At 63.5% G+C, this 15,652-nt stretch carries 12 protein-coding genes; 11 read left to right on the top strand and 1 reads right to left on the bottom strand.

What is annotated here, in order from left to right:
* The first annotated feature begins 91 nt into the window (after nucleotides 1-91).
* From glgA to NN484_RS25305, 11 genes are all read left to right on the top strand, one after another.
* The gene (gene glgA / locus NN484_RS25355) at nucleotides 92-1,678 is read left to right on the top strand and encodes a glycogen synthase GlgA (protein WP_274658193.1); all 1,587 of its coding nucleotides are present in this window, start codon (nucleotides 92-94) and stop codon (nucleotides 1,676-1,678) included.
* Between the two features lie 18 nt (nucleotides 1,679-1,696).
* A complete protein-coding gene (gene treZ, locus NN484_RS25350; RefSeq protein ID WP_215500234.1) occupies nucleotides 1,697-3,499 on the top strand; it encodes a malto-oligosyltrehalose trehalohydrolase in 1,803 nt (600 codons plus the stop codon).
* Nucleotides 3,496-5,574 carry a 4-alpha-glucanotransferase gene (gene malQ / locus NN484_RS25345; protein ID WP_215500235.1) on the top strand — a complete coding sequence of 693 codons (2,079 nt, stop codon included), beginning with the start codon at nucleotides 3,496-3,498 and terminating at the stop codon, nucleotides 5,572-5,574. Before treZ ends, malQ begins: the two co-directional genes overlap by 4 nt.
* The gene (locus NN484_RS25340; protein WP_274658192.1) at nucleotides 5,571-8,339 is read left to right on the top strand and encodes a malto-oligosyltrehalose synthase; all 2,769 of its coding nucleotides are present in this window, start codon (nucleotides 5,571-5,573) and stop codon (nucleotides 8,337-8,339) included. The genes malQ and NN484_RS25340 overlap by 4 nt, the downstream gene beginning before the upstream one ends.
* A gap of 27 nt (nucleotides 8,340-8,366) precedes the next feature.
* On the top strand, nucleotides 8,367-8,699 hold the full coding sequence (locus tag NN484_RS25335) for a DUF2934 domain-containing protein (RefSeq protein WP_215500237.1): 333 nt from the start codon (nucleotides 8,367-8,369) through the stop codon (nucleotides 8,697-8,699).
* A 223-nt stretch (nucleotides 8,700-8,922) separates the two neighbouring features.
* Entirely contained in the window at nucleotides 8,923-11,082 is a 2,160-nt protein-coding gene (gene glgX, locus NN484_RS25330; RefSeq protein ID WP_274658191.1) for a glycogen debranching protein GlgX, read from the top strand.
* 1 nt (nucleotide 11,083) lies between these two features.
* Nucleotides 11,084-12,082: an acyl-CoA dehydrogenase family protein gene (locus NN484_RS25325; protein WP_274658190.1), complete on the top strand. Its 999-nt coding sequence runs from the start codon at nucleotides 11,084-11,086 to the stop codon at nucleotides 12,080-12,082.
* Nucleotides 12,079-12,849 (top strand): PIG-L deacetylase family protein, encoded by a 771-nt coding sequence (locus NN484_RS25320; protein ID WP_274658189.1) that lies wholly within the window; start codon nucleotides 12,079-12,081, stop codon nucleotides 12,847-12,849. Before NN484_RS25325 ends, NN484_RS25320 begins: the two co-directional genes overlap by 4 nt.
* Nucleotides 12,846-13,445: an SAM-dependent methyltransferase gene (locus NN484_RS25315; RefSeq protein WP_274658188.1), complete on the top strand. Its 600-nt coding sequence runs from the start codon at nucleotides 12,846-12,848 to the stop codon at nucleotides 13,443-13,445. The genes NN484_RS25320 and NN484_RS25315 overlap by 4 nt, the downstream gene beginning before the upstream one ends.
* Complete coding sequence (locus tag NN484_RS25310; protein ID WP_215500241.1) at nucleotides 13,442-14,128, top strand: glycosyltransferase family 2 protein; 687 nt, start codon at nucleotides 13,442-13,444, stop codon at nucleotides 14,126-14,128. Before NN484_RS25315 ends, NN484_RS25310 begins: the two co-directional genes overlap by 4 nt.
* Before the next feature lie 157 nt (nucleotides 14,129-14,285).
* Nucleotides 14,286-15,044, top strand: coding sequence for a PIG-L deacetylase family protein (locus NN484_RS25305; RefSeq protein WP_127647039.1), 759 nt, complete (start codon nucleotides 14,286-14,288; stop codon nucleotides 15,042-15,044).
* Between the two features lie 189 nt (nucleotides 15,045-15,233).
* Here NN484_RS25305 and NN484_RS25300 read toward each other — a convergent pair whose 3' ends face one another.
* Nucleotides 15,234-15,593, bottom strand: a complete 360-nt coding sequence (locus tag NN484_RS25300) for a DUF6124 family protein (protein ID WP_215500242.1) — start codon at nucleotides 15,591-15,593, stop codon at nucleotides 15,234-15,236.
* Between the last annotated feature and the right edge of the window lie 59 nt (nucleotides 15,594-15,652).

Genomic DNA, 15,652 nt, shown 5'->3' with positions numbered 1-15,652 from the left:
ATGCGTGGCGCATTTGCGCCCGGCCACAGGATTTGGCCATGGACATCGCTTGTTCGAGACAAGAATCAGATCAACGATACGGGAGATTCATATGATCAGTGCGGCATTGGATATTCAGGGAGAGCGTGCTCAGCAGGCGGTTGGCGAATCGAGCACCGTGAGTCTACCCAGCAGCCGGTCGATCAACGTCCCGGGCACCAAAACGCTGACGCCGGTCGCCAGCCAGAATCCCAACAAAAAGAAAGTATTGTTCGTGACCTCGGAAATCGCCGACCTGGTGAAGACCGGCGGTCTGGGTGACGTCTCCGCCGCCCTGCCTCGCGCCATGGCGCATTTGCATGATGTACGGGTGTTGATCCCCGGTTACCCGCAGGTGATGCACAGCGAAAACCCGATCCACATCATCGGCGAACTCGGTGGCCACGCCGCGCTGCCACCGTGCAAGATCGGTCGCATGGACATGCCGGACGGGCTGGTGATCTACGTCCTGATCTGCCCCGAACTCTATGAGCGTGAAGGCTCGCCCTACGGCGCCAACAACGGCCGCGACTGGCCGGACAACCATATTCGTTTCGCCCGCCTGGGCCTGGCCGCTGCCGACATCGCCGCCAACCTTGCGCAAATTCACTGGTGCCCGGATCTGGTGCACGCCCATGACTGGCCCGCCGGTCTGGCACCCGCCTATATGCACTGGCGCGGGCAGCGCACGCCGACCCTGTTCACCATTCACAACCTGGCCTACCAGGGCGTGACCAGCCTCGGCTCGTGCCCGGAGCTCGGCATTCCGACCCATGCCCTGCAACAGGAAGGCATGGAGTTCTACGGCAAGATGTCGTTCCTCAAGGCCGGCATGGCGTATTCGAGCCACATCACCACGGTCAGCGCGACCTATGCGCAGGAAATCACCACCCCGGATTTCGGCTGCGGTCTCGACGGCTTTCTCGCCGCCAAGACCCAGCAAGGCTTGCTCAGCGGCATCCCCAATGGCATCGACGAGAGCTGGGACGCTGCGACGGATCCGCACCTGTTCGCGCCGTTCCACATCGGTGACTGGGACGGCAAGGCCGTCAACGCCGCCCATGTGCGGGATCTGTTCGGTCTGAAGGACTCCACCGGGCCGCTGTTCGCCGTGGTCTCGCGTCTGGTTTATCAAAAAGGTCTGGACCTGACTCAGGCGGTGTCCGAGTACATCGTGCAGAACGGCGGCCAGATCGCAATCATCGGCCGTGGCGAACCGGAAGAAGAACAGGCCATGCGCGAACTGGCGCTGCGCTTTCCCGGGCAGATCGGCGTGCGCATCGGCTTCAATGAAACCGACGCCCGGCGCATGTTTGCCGGCAGCGATTTCCTGCTGATGCCATCGCGTTACGAACCCTGCGGGCTGAGTCAGATGTACGCCCAGCGCTTCGGCTCGTTGCCGGTGGCGCGCAATACCGGCGGGCTGGCCGACACCATCGAGAACGGCGTCACCGGGTTCCTCTTCGACGAATCCACCGCCGACAGCTACCGCGAAGCCCTGAGTCGCGCGTTCAAGGTATTCGCCTTCCCTGACCTGCTGAACGCCATGCGCTGCCGGGCAATGGCCGCGCCGTTCAACTGGTGCAAAGCCGTCGAACCCTACGCCGAACTCTACGAACAACTGGTCGCCAAGGCACTGGGTAAAGCCGGCCACAAATAACTCAGGGAGTTTTCCACGATGCCGTTACGGACCCAAGAAAACTGGCCCCACGGCGCGATCATGCAGGACGCCGAACACACGCAATTCGCGCTGTGGGCACCGGATGCGTTTTACGTCAGTGTCGAACTCGCCAACGGTCAGTCCCTGCCAATGCTGCCGCAGGGCGATGGCTGGTTTGTGATCAAGGCCCGGTGCCCGGCGGGCACCCGCTACCGCTACAACATCGATGGCGAACTGGAAGTGCCCGACCCGGCCTCTCGCGCCCAGGACGGCGACCTTGACCGCCACAGCGTGGTGGTCGATCCGCTGGCCTATCAGTGGCGCCACACCACCTGGCACGGCCGGCCGTGGAGCGAAGCGGTAATCTACGAGCTGCACGTCGGCGCACTTGGCGGCTTTGCCGAAGTCGAGCAGCATCTGGCGCGCCTCGCCGAACTGGGGATTACCGCCATCGAACTGATGCCGCTGGCGCAGTTCCCCGGCAGCCGAAACTGGGGCTACGACGGCGTGCTGCCCTACGCACCGCAAGCCTCCTACGGCACGCCGGAACAGCTCAAACACCTGATCGACAGCGCCCACGGCCATGGTCTGGCGGTGATCCTCGACGTGGTCTACAACCACTTCGGCCCCGACGGCAATTACCTCGGGCGCTACGCCAAAGGCTTCTTTCGCGAAGACAAACACACGCCCTGGGGCGCGGCAATCGATTTCCGCCGCCGTGAAGTGCGGGATTTCTTCATCGAAAACGCGCTGATGTGGGTACTGGAATACCGCTTCGACGGCCTGCGTCTGGACGCCGTTCACGCGATCGAAAGCCCGGACTTCCTGCCCGAACTGGCACAGCGCATCCGCCAACAGATCGATCCGACGCGCCACGTCTGGCTGACCGTGGAGAACGAGCTCAACCAGTCGAGCCTGCTCGAAGAGGATTACGACGCGCAGTGGAACGACGACGGGCACAACGCCTTGCACGTGCTGCTGACCGGCGAAACCGACGCGTACTACGCCGACTATGCGCTGCAACCCACCGAACAACTGGCGCGCTGCCTGAGCCAGGGTTTTGTGTTTCAGGGTCACATCACCCGTCACGGCGAACCGCGTGGCGAGCCGAGCGAACACCTGCCCTCTACCGCGTTCATCCTGTTCCTGCAGAACCACGACCAGATCGGCAACCGCGCCTTTGGCGAGCGCCTGCATCAATTGGCCGATCCTCGGGCGGTGCAGGCGGCCACCGTGCTGTTGCTGCTGTCGCCGATGATTCCGTTGATGTTCATGGGCGACGAGTTCGCCGCCGATCAGCCGTTCCTGTTTTTCACCAGCCACCACGGCGAACTGGCGGACCTGGTGCGCGAAGGACGGCGGAATGAATTCGCCGGGTTCAGCGCCTTCACCGATCCACACAAGCGCGAGCAGATTCCCGACCCGAATGCCGAACAGACCTTCCACACCTCACAGCCGCGACTGATCGGCAGTGGCAGCGCCAACCAGCAACAAACCCTCGCGCTGTACCGGCAACTGCTGCAATTGCGCCATCGCTACATCATCCCGAACCTGTCCGGCACCCAGGCACTCGGCGCGCACATCCTCGGCTTCGGCGCGGTCAGTGCACGCTGGCGCCTGGGCGATGGCAGCGAGCTGCGAATTGACCTGAACCTCAGCGACACGCCAGTGGTCAACCCTGCACAGAACGACGCCGTGTGGCTGTTTCAGCAGCCACCCGCCGTGGCCCTGTCGGAACCGGGCCAACTGCCCGCGTATTGCGCGCTTGTCAGCCTCACGGCCGCAACCCCCTTGCAACCTCTGGATGGAGAGCGCCTATGAGCGATGCGCAACTGGAAATTCTCGCAAGCAGAGCCGGCCTCGCCGTCGACTGGATCGACGCCAACGGCCGCCCGCAAAAAGTCGCCCCGGCGGTGCTGCGCAATGTTCTTGTCGGACTGGGACACCCAGCCAATACCGCTCAGGAAATCGATGCCAGCCTGCTGCAATTGCAACAAGTCCAGCAGGACCGGCACCTGCCGCCGCTGCTGACTGCAGACGTTGGCGTCGGCATAGACCTGGCGCGCTATTTCGAACCGCAAACCCCGTGCGAAATCCACCTCGAAGACGGCGCGCGGATGAACCTCAAGCTCGATGACAAAGCCGTGCTGCCGGGGCTGATCCCGGTCGGCTATCAACAGGTGCACATCGCCGATCAGTATTTCACCCTGGCCGTGGCGCCGGAGCGTTGCTTCAGCGTCGGCGATGCCGTGGACAACCCAATCCCCCGCGTCTGGGGCCTGAGTGCGCAACTGTACGGTCTGCGCCGCCCCGGCGATGGCGGTTTCGGCGACACGCAGGCGCTGGAAGAACTGGTTCGGGTCGCCGGTGAGCGCGGCGCCGATGCGCTGGCCATCAGCCCGCTGCACGCGATGTTCAGCGCCGACACCGGGCGCTATAGCCCCTATTCGCCGTCCAGCCGTCTGTTCCTCAATGCCCTGTACGCCGCACCGGGCGCCATCCTCGGCGAACGGGCACTGCGCGATGCGATCGAGGCCAGCGGTCTGGCCGAGCAATTCCGGCAGCTGGAAGATCAGAAACTCATCGATTGGCCCAGCGCTGCCGACGCCAAACAAAAACTGCTGCAAGCCTTGTACGACGGTTTCGTTGCCGGCGAGCATCCGTTGCACCCGGACTTCGCCAGTTTCCGCCACAGCGGTGGCGAAGCACTGGAAAACCATTGCCGCTTCGAAGCCATTCAGGAAATGCGCGCCGCCCGTGGCGAGAGCCTCGACTGGCGCGAATGGCCGGAACACTGGCACGACCCGCGTGGCGCCGCCCTCGAAGCGTTCGCCGAGGAATACGCCGAGCGCATCGGCTACTTCGCCTTCTGCCAATGGCTGATCCACCGCTGCCTGGAGCGCGCACAAACCGCCGCCCGCAGCGCCGGCATGGGCATCGGCCTGATCGCCGACCTGGCAGTCGGTGCCGACGGTGCCGGCAGTCAGGCCTGGAGTTTCCAGGATGAACTGCTCGCCTCGCTCACCGTGGGCGCGCCACCGGACATTCTCAACCGCTCCGGTCAGGGTTGGGGGATTTCCGCATTTTCTCCCGAGGGCCTGATCCGCAACGGCTTTCGCGCCTTCATCGACATGCTGCGCGCCAACTTCGCCCACGCCGGCGGGTTGCGCATCGACCATGTGATGGGCCTGCAACGCCTGTGGGTGATCCCCAACGGCGCCGCACCCGCCGACGGTGCGTACCTGTATTACCCGGTGGACGACTTGCTGCGCCTGCTGACCCTCGAATCCCATCGTCACCAGGCCATTGTCCTCGGCGAAGACCTCGGCACCGTGCCTGAAGGTCTGCGGGAAAAACTCAGTGCCCGCTCGATTCTCGGCATGCGCGTGCTGCTGTTCGAACAGGACAACACCCGTTTCAAACCGATTCTCGACTGGCCGGACAACGCCCTGGCAACCACAACCACCCACGATCTGCCGACGCTCAACGGCTGGTGGCATGGCCGCGACATCGACTGGAATGCGCGCCTGGGGTTTGTCGACGCCAACGGCGAAATCGAGTGGCGGCGTCATCGCCAGCGTGAACGCGAAGGTTTGCGCAGCGCCCTGAGTCAGGACCCGCAGAACTTTCGCGAAGAGTCCCACGAAGCCGATCAGGTGGTGGACGCCAGTGTGCGTTTCCTCGGCCATACCCGGGCGCCGCTGGTGTTGCTGCCGCTGGAGGATGCGCTGGGCATCGACGAACAGGCCAACCTGCCCGGCACCATCGACAGCCACCCGAACTGGTCGCGGCGCCTGCCCGGCAACAGCGAAGCCTTGCTCGACGGTGTCGATGCGGCGCGGCGTCTGGAACTGCTGGCCTGCGCCCGCCTTCAGGCTGCCGAGCGTGACCAATGAACCAGACGCTCATCCAGCCACTGCGCGCGACCTTGCGCCTGCAATTTCACAAGGGCTTCACCCTGGAACAGGCGGTGCCGCTGGTACCGTATTTTGCCAGCCTCGGCATCAGCCACATTTATGCCTCGCCGCTGCTCGCGGCACGGGCCGGCTCGATGCACGGCTACGACGTGGTCGACCCGACGCAAGTCAATCCGGAGCTCGGCGGCGAGCCGGCGCTGCGGCGTCTGGTCAGTACCCTGCGCGAACATGGAATGGGGCTGATCCTTGACGTCGTCTCTAACCACATGGCGGTCGGCGGCGGTGACAACCCGTGGTGGCTCGACCTGCTGGAATGGGGCCGGCTGAGCCCTTACGGCGAGTTCTTCGACATTCAGTGGCACTCGCCGGACCCATTGATGGAAGGTCAGTTGCTGCTGCCGTTTCTCGGCAGCGATTACGGCATCGCCCTGCAGGAAGGCACGCTGAAACTGCATTTCGATGCGCACCAGGGACGCTTCCACGTCGAGCATTACGAACATCACTTCCCGATCTGCCCGAACGACTACGGTGAACTGCTCAAACCGGTCGAAGCGCTGAAAGCCCTGGCCGATCGCTTCAGTACCCTCAGCTACCAGACCGACGCTCATTCGCTGGCGCTGCCGCTCAAGGATGAACTGCGAGAACTGGCAGGCGATTCGCAAATCCTCGCAGCGATCGAGAAAAATCTCGCGCATTACGATTCCACCACCGCCGAAGGTTTCGACAAGCTGCATCAGTTGCTTGAACGCCAAAGTTACCGCCTGGCCAGTTGGCGTACGGCAGCGGATGACATCAACTGGCGGCGCTTTTTCGACATTAACGAACTCGGCGGCCTTCGCGTCGAACGTCCGGCGGTGTTCGAAGCGACCCACGGCAAGATCTTCCAGTTGATCGCCGAAGGGCTGGTCGACGGCTTGCGCATCGACCACATCGACGGCCTCGCCGACCCGCGGGGTTACTGCCGCAAACTGCGCCGCCGCCTCGACTTGCTCGCCCCGGGCCGCCACTTGCCGATCTACGTCGAGAAGATCCTGGGTGCTGGCGAAACCCTGCGCCGTGACTGGGCGGTGGATGGCAGCACCGGCTACGAATTCATGAATCAACTGTCGCTGCTGCAACACGACCCGGATGGCGAGTACGTGCTCGGCGACCTCTGGCAACGCCGCACCGAGCGTCCGGCGGCGTTCATCGAAGAAGCACAACTGGCACGCCAGCAGATCCTCAACGGCTCGCTGGCCAGCGATTGCGAAAGCGTCGCCCAGGCGCTGCTGCAAGTGGCGCGGGATGACTTGATGACCCGCGACCTGACCCTCGGCGCGATCCGTCGGGTATTGCAGGCGCTGATCGTGCACTTCCCGGTGTATCGCACTTACATCAGCGCACTGGGCCGTTCGACGCAGGATGAACAGTTCTTCCAGCAGGCCATGGACGGTGCCCGCCAGACCCTGGGTGAAGGCGACTGGCCGGTGCTCGACTGCGTGGCCGCCTGGCTCGGTGGCACACCGTGGCGGCACACGCCGCGCGGGCGCTCGCGCAAGATCCTCAAACACGCCTGCGTACGCTTCCAGCAACTGACCTCACCGGCAGCGGCCAAAGCCGTCGAAGACACCGCGCTGTATCGCTCGGCGGTGCTGCTGTCGCGCAATGACGTCGGCTACAACACCGAACAGTTCAGCGCGCCGGTCAGTGACTTCCATGCGATCAATCTGCAGCGCCTGAATGCGTTTCCCGATAACTTGCTGGCCACTGCCACCCACGACCACAAACGCGGCGAAGACACCCGGGCGCGCCTCGCAGTGCTCAGTGAACGCAGCCACTGGTACGCCGAACAGGTCGAGCTATGGCGTGCCCTCGCCCGGCCACTGCGTGACGATGATCAAGTACCGTCGTCCGCCGATGAACTGATCCTCTATCAGGCATTGCTCGGCAGTTGGCCGCTGCAACTGCGCGATGACGATTCGGCAGGCTTTGCCGATTACGCGCAGCGCATCTGGCAGTGGCAACAGAAAGCCCTGCGCGAAGCCAAGCTGCAAAGCAGCTGGAGTGCGCCCAACGAAGCCTATGAAAACGCTGCCCAGACGTTCACCCAACGCCTGCTCACCGGTGACGAAGGCGAACTGCTGCGCGCCGCGCTGAGCAAGACCGTCAACAGCATCGCCGCCGCCGGCGCCCTCAATGGCTTGGCGCAAACCTTGCTGCGCATGACGGTGCCGGGGGTGCCGGATCTGTATCAGGGCAACGAGTTCTGGGACTTCAGCCTGGTCGATCCGGACAACCGCCGGCCGGTGGATTACGCCGCCCGCGAGCATGCCCTGCACGGGAATGCAGAGGTCGAGACATTGCTGGCCGACTGGCGTGACGGGCGCATCAAGCAAGCGTTGATCGCCCAAGTGTTGAACCTGCGCGCCGACCATGCCGAGCTGTTCCGGCGCGGCTCGTACCAGGCCCTTGAGGTGCTGGGCAGCCAGGCGCACAACGTGCTCGCGTTTGCCCGTGAACACGAGGGGACATACGCCATCGTGATCGTGCCGATCCGCTGCGCGACGCTGCTGGAAAACAGTGCCGTGCCGCAAGTCGATGCGCCGCGCTGGGGCGATACGCGGGTGGTTTTACCGTTTGCCGCCTCTGACACAAACCTGAAGGGACTTTTTCACAGCCGCGCAGTCACAAAAAACAGGGAGCTGAACGTCAGCGCCGCGCTGGGGGATATCCCGGTCAATCTCTTTATCCAACTCTTTACGTAACGACGAGTTCAGTTCAGGAGCATTGCGATGAGTACCGACGATAAACGCATCCGCGAGTTTGCCTATCAGATCTGGGAATCGGAAGGAAAGCCTGAAGGTCACGAAGCGCGCCACTGGGAAATGGCGCGCAAACTGGCTGAAGCCGAGGCTTTGGCGCCGAAGAAATCACCGAAAGCGGCGGGCAGCAAAACCGCCGGCAAGACCGCTGCCAAAGACACGGATGGTAAAGCAGCAGCGGCCAAACCGAAGGCACCGGCAGCTGCTAAAGCCAAACCGGCCGGCGCCGCCAAGATCGTCCCGCCGGGCGAAAAAGCCACCGAGAAAAAGCCCCGGGCACCCCGCAAGCCCCCGGCCAACTGACACGCCCCGGATTATTGAACTGAATGACCGTGTGGCGAGTTTGCTCGCCACCGAGGGCCAACTCGTCCTCAAGAAATACCAATACCCCCTGTAGGAGTGAGCCTGCTCGCGATTGCGGTATATCAGGCGACATTAATGTTGAATGTCAGATCGCAATCGCGAGCAGGCTCACTCCTACACGGTTTTGTATCAGATCAGAATTTCCCCGTTTGCAGGAGCAATCATGACCCGTCCAAAGAAAGCCGAGCCCGCAGCGCACGCTGAGCCGTCCAGAATCCGTGAAGGCCTGCCCTTCCCGCTCGGAGCGACCTGGGATGGACTGGGGGTGAACTTTGCGCTGTTTTCCGCCAACGCCATCAAGGTTGAGCTGTGCATTTTCGATGATGCCGGCGAAGTCGAGCTCGAACGCATCGAACTGCCGGAATACACCGACGAGATTTTCCACGGCTATCTGCCCGACGCCCACCCGGGGCTGATCTACGGCTATCGCGTCTACGGCCCTTACGACCCGGCCAACGGTCACCGTTTCAACCACAACAAATTGCTCATCGACCCGTATGCCAAGCAACTGGTCGGCCAGTTGAAATGGTCCGAGGCGTTGTTCGGCTACACCATCGGCCACCCGGATGCCGACCTCAGTTTCGACGAACGCGACAGTGCGCCGTTCGTGCCCAAGTGCAAAGTCATCGACCCGGCCCACACCTGGGGCCACGATCACCGGGTCAGCGTGCCGTGGGACAAGACCATCATTTATGAAACCCACGTGCGCGGCATCAGCATGCGTCACCCCTCGGTGCCAGAGAACGTGCGCGGTACGTTTGCCGGGTTGATGGTCGATGACGTGCTCGAACACATCCGCAAGCTCGGCGTGTCGTCGGTGGAGTTGTTGCCGATCCACGCCTTCGTCAACGACCAGCACCTGCTGCACAAGGGCATGACCAACTACTGGGGCTACAACAGCATCGCGTTCTTCGCCCCGGACCCGCGTTACCTGGCCAGCGGCAAGATCGCCGAGTTCAAGGAAATGGTCGCGCACCTGCACGAGGCCAATCTGGAAGTGATCCTCGACGTGGTCTACAACCACACCGCCGAGGGCAATGAGCAAGGCCCGACCCTGTCGATGCGCGGTATCGACAACGCCTCCTATTACCGGCTGATGCCCGACGACAAGCGTTTCTACATCAACGATTCCGGCACCGGCAACACCCTCGACCTGAGTCACCCATGCGTGCTGCAAATGGTCACCGACTCGCTGCGCTACTGGGCCAGCGAGATGCATGTCGACGGCTTCCGCTTTGACCTGGCAACCATTCTCGGGCGTTATCACGACGGTTTCGACGAACGCCACAGCTTCCTCGTCGCCTGCCGTCAGGACCCGGTGCTGCGTCAGGTGAAAATGATCGCCGAGCCGTGGGACTGCGGCCCGGGTGGCTATCAGGTGGGCAACTTCCCGCCGGGCTGGGTCGAGTGGAACGACAAGTTCCGCGACACCGTACGCGCGTTCTGGAAAGGCGACGACGGCCAGGTCGCCGACTTCGCCAGCCGCATGACCGCCTCCGGCGAGATGTTCAACCAGCGCGGGCGGCGACCGTATTCGTCGGTGAACTTCATCACCGCCCACGACGGTTTCACTCTCAACGACCTGGTGTCGTACAACGACAAGCACAACGAAGCCAACGACGAGAATAATCAGGACGGCAGCAACAACAATCTGTCCTGGAACCACGGCGTCGAAGGCCCGACCGACGATCCCGAGATCAATGCGCTGCGCCATCGGCAGATGCGTAACTTTTTCGCCACCCTACTGCTGGCCCAGGGCACGCCGATGATCGTCGCCGGCGACGAATTCGCCCGCACTCAGGACGGCAACAACAACGCCTATTGTCAGGACAGCGACATCGGCTGGGTCAACTGGGACCTCAGCGAGGACGGCAAGGCGTTGCTCAAGTTCGTCAAACGCCTGATCAAGTTGCGTCTGGCTTATCCGATTCTGCGTCGCGGACGTTTTCTGGTCGGCGAGTACAACGAGGACATCGGCGTCAAGGACGTGACCTGGCTGGCGCCGGACGCCACCGAGATGACCACCGAACACTGGCACGACGCGCACAATCGTTGCCTGGGCATGCTCCTCGATGGCCGCGCTCAGGAAACCGGAATCCGCCGCAAGGCTGGCGACGCGACATTGCTGCTGGTGGTCAACGCTCACCACGACATCGTCAACTTCACCTTGCCGGAAGTGCCGGAGGGCCGTTTCTGGACCTGCATGGTCGATACCAATCAACCGGCGATTCGCGGTCAGGAGCGCTTCGAGTTCGGTCATCAATATTCCGTCACTGGCCGTTCGTTGCTGCTGTTCGAACTGCAACGCGAAGAAGAAGACTGATATGGACCTGCACAGTTATCTGGCGCGCCGCCCGCCGGACTATCCCCATACCGCGTCCCTCGGCCAGTGCCTGCGGGCGATGGTCGAAGCCGGGCTGGATCAACTGCCGTTGCCGGGCAGCGGTCGCACGCTGGAGCGTTTTCAGCTCCTGGCCGAAGTCGGCGGGCACGATCTGGGCCTGTGCAAACTTTACGAAGGCCATACCGATGCCCTGGCAATCATCGAACAACTCGGCGGTTCGCCAACGCCGGGCAGTACCTGGGGCATGTGGGCCGCCGAGCCACCGCAGGCGCGGGTGCACGTGCGCCCGGTCGGACACATGGTGCGTCTCGACGGCCGCAAGGCCTGGTGCTCCGGCGCAGCGGTGCTCAGCCATGCGCTGCTCACCGCATGGGACGCCGAAGAGCGTCAGCAACTGGTCGCCGTTGCCCTCGATCAACCGGGCGTGAGCATGACCAATGAGGGTTGGCAGGCAGTCGGCATGGGCGCCACCGGCAGCGTCGAAGTACTGTTCGACGGTGCTGAGGCGCAAGCCATCGGTAACCCCGGCGATTACCTGCAACGCCCCGGTTTCTGGCAGGGCGGAATCGGCATCGCCGCGTGCTGGTACGGTGCGGCGCGGCAGATTGCCGAAGCGCTGCGCCAACACTGCGCACAACGTCAGGAGCCGCACGCCCTCGCCCATCTCGGCGCCGTCGATGCGGCGCTGTACGCGGCGGCCAACGTGCTGCGCTTCAGTGCACTGCACATCGATGCGCACCCAGAGGCTGACGCCGAACTGTTGGCGAGGCGTGCCCGCGCTGTGGTCGAACAGTCGGCCGAACAAGTCATCCGCGAAGTCGGCCGGGCACTCGGTGCCGGGCCGTTCTGCAAAGACCGGCATTTCGCCCGATTGAGCGCCGATCTGCCGGTGTTCCTGCGCCAGAGCCACGCCGAGCGCGACCTGGCGACCCTCGGCCAACGGCTGGCCGAACATCCCGCGGAGGTCTGGACACTATGAACGCCGCCAGAAAATCCAACCCGATCGTCGGTCAGGGCACGTCCCTGCACCAATGGCAACATTCCCGGCATCTGGCTGCGCTGGACAGTGTCGATGTCCTCAGCCTGGTGCCGCCCGGGACCCGCGCCGTGATCATCGCCCCGCACCCGGACGATGAAGTACTCGGGTGCGGCGGGCTGTTACAACTGCTTGCTGCGGCCGGACGGCCCCTGGAGCTGATCTCGGTCACCGATGGCAGCGCCAGCCACCCCGGCTCCGAGCGCTGGCCGGTGGAGCGTCTGAGCGTGGTTCGCCCACAGGAATCGGCCGAGGCCCTGCGCCGCCTCGGCGTGCCGCTGCACCGGATGAAATGGCTGCGCGGCGGTTTTACCGATACCCAGGTGGCAGCGCAGGAACCGGCGCTCGTCGAGTTCATTGAACGCCACTTGCGCCCCGGTGACGTGGTATTCAGCACCTGGTGCGAGGACGGTCATTGCGATCACGAAGCCGTCGGCCGCGCCAGTATCGAAGCCGCACGCCGGGTCGGCGTCACCTGTCACGAACTGCCGGTGTGGACCTGGCACTGGGCCGATCCCGAAGACGCCTCGGTGCCGTGGCAGCGAGCGCGCAAGATTTTGCTGTCCCCCGAGCAAGTCGCACGTAAACGCCACGCGGTGCATGCATTCGCCAGCCAACTGGAAGGCGACCCGCAGGCCGGCCTGCCACCCGTGCTCGCGCCCTACGTGGTGGAGCGTCTGCTGCAACCTTTCGAAGTGGTGTTTCTATGAGCGTCGACGATCGTTATTTCGACGGTTTGTTCAGTGCCAACGACGACCCCTGGGCCTTCCGCGAGCGCTGGTACGAACAGCGCAAACGCGCCATCACCCTCGCTGCCCTGCCCCGGGCGCACTACCGGGCGATCTTCGAACCCGGTTGCGCCAATGGCGAGCTCAGCGCCGAACTCGCCGGCCGTTGCGACCGTCTGCTGTGCTGCGACACCGCCAGCGCGGCGGTGACTCTGGCGCGTACCCGATTGAGTCTTTTTGACCACGCCCAAGTGCGCCAGAGTCGCTTGCCTGGCGACTGGCCGGAGGAAAAATTCGACCTGATTGTATTTAGCGAAATCGGCTACTACCTCAATGCCCAGGATCTGACAGAAGTGATCCGGCGCATCAGTGAATCCCTGACCGCCGACGGTCAACTGCTGGCGTGCCACTGGCGCCCGCCGATCGACGGCTGCCCGCTCAATGCCCGTCAGGTCCACGACCTGATCCACGAACACCTGCCGCTGCCGCGTGTGGCACTGCATCAGGAAGCCGACTTCATTCTCGAAGTCTGGAGCCGCGAACCGCGCTCGGTGGCCGCGCTGGAGGGCCTGCGATGATCGGGATTCTGATTCCTGCACACAACGAGGAAGACCTGCTCGGGCAATGCCTCACCGCTGCGTTGCGCGCCAGCAAACACGGGTTGTTGGCCGGCGAACCGGTGGAGGTGCTGGTGGTGCTCGACAGCTGCACCGACCGCTCGGCGCAGATCGTCAGCGACTTTCCGGTGCTGAGTCTGCACATCGACGCGCGCAACGTCGGTCAGGCCCGGGCCGCCGGCGCGCAGGTCCTGCTGGAGCGCGGTGCGCGCTGGATCTCCTGCTCCGACGCCGACAGCCGCGTGGCCGATGACTGGCTGGTGGCGCAGCTGGGGCTCGGTGCCGACGCGGTGTGCGGCACGGTGACCGTCGAGCACTGGGATCAGTCGTTCAATGAGTCGGCTCAGATCCGCTATCACCGCCACTATCAGGCCCGCGACGGACATCGGCACATCCACGGCGCCAACCTTGGGGTCAGCGCCGACGCCTACCGCTGGGCCGGGGGCTTCCCGCCACTGGCCTGCGATGAGGATGTGCAACTGGTGCGAAACCTGGAGCTGTCCGGCGCCGACATCGCCTGGAGCCATCGCCCGCAAGTGCACACCAGTGCTCGTCTGGACAGCCGTGCACGCGGCGGATTCGGTGATTATTTGCGCCACCTGGTACAGATCGATCAAAAAAAAGCGGATCAGATTGATCTGTGACGCGACGAACCGGCCGTCTTGAGCAATACTCTGCTGCGCGGCAATCCAGGGTTCGGAGCGTCGCACGGCAATCCATCCGCCTTCACGGGTCGCGCACGCCTGATTTTCTGCGGCGTCTGTACGACTGAGGGCCAGACACGACAAGGACGTAACACCCATGAAACCGTTATCCCTCAGCGACAACCCATTGCCGGCGCAAATCTGGAACAGCGCCCCGCAACTGGACAACATCCCCGTCATCAATACCCACAGTCTGGTACCCGCCGGTGCCCGAGCGGTGGTGGTCGCGCCACATCCGGGCGATGAAGTGGTGACCTGCGGCGGTCTCCTGCAATTGCTCTCCAGCCTCGGCCATCCCCTGCAATTGCTCTCGATCACTGACGGCAGCGCCAGCCATCCCGGCTCGCGGCAATGGTCGGAAAAGCGCCTGAGCGTGTTTCGCCCGCAGGAAAGCGTCGAGGCCCTGCGCCGTCTCGGCCTGCCGATGCACAGTCTGAAATGGGTGCGCGGCGGGTTCACCGACAATGCGCTGCTCGACCGCGAGGCCGACCTGACCGACTTCATCGCTCGCTACCTGCGCCCCGGTGACGTGGTGTTCAGCACTTGGCGCAATGATCGCAATGACGACCACGAAACGGTCGGACGCGCGAGTGCCAAAGCGGCGGCGCAAGTCGGCGCCACTTTCCATGACGTGCCGGTCTGGGCCTGGCACTGGCCCGAGCGCGACCAAGGCCTGATCCCCTGGGAACGCGCGCGCAAGCTGCGGCTCGATACCTGGACCGTAGCGCGCAAGAGCCACGCCACCCATGCCTACGCCAGTCAGCTCAAGGGCGAACCGGCCATCGGCATTGCACCGATGCTGCCGCCGGTCATCCTCGAACGCATGCGACTGCCGTACGAGATCGTCTTCATCTGAAACAATCATTCCTTGTGGAAGCAAACTTGCTCGCGAAGAGGCCGTGTCAGGCACTTGATGTATTGGCTAAAACACCGCTTTCGCGAGCAGGCTCGCTCCCACAGGGGACTTTTTGTCGGGCATGAAATAGCTGAGCACCGCATATCCAATGTGCGAGCCTGCTCGCGATGAGGCCATAACAGTTGCCGCCTAATCCTTGGGCACGACGTTATCCAGCGCCTGATTCACTGCCAACTCGCCCAGCATCACCACTTGGGCAATGCCCAGCGCCGTATTGCGACTCGGCCCTTCCAGCGTGCCGGCGAAATCACCGAGCATCACCGTGACCGAGGCCAGGGATTCGCAGGCGTTGGCCAGCAGGGATTCGGTGTCGGTTTGCGGGTTGACCATGAACATGCTGCTGGGGGTGTAGGGCGTCGCCATGATTTGCGCGGGTGCCAGGTAGTGGTCGAGGGCGCGTTCGGCGGCTTCGTGGAGTTTTCTGGAGTTGTGGGATTCGTAGGGTGATACCGCGTCTGTGGGCGGCGGATTGGGGGTGGTTTCGGACATCAGATGGAACTCCGATCGAGGCACTTCGAAAGAATGAGTCTCTGTAGGAGCTGCCGCAG

Source organism: Pseudomonas serboccidentalis, from assembly GCF_028830055.1.
In the GTDB taxonomy this organism is placed as follows: domain Bacteria; phylum Pseudomonadota; class Gammaproteobacteria; order Pseudomonadales; family Pseudomonadaceae; genus Aquipseudomonas; species Aquipseudomonas serboccidentalis.
The sequence above is the reverse complement of the archived record's forward strand: the minus strand, read 5'-3'. Positions and strand labels throughout refer to the sequence as shown.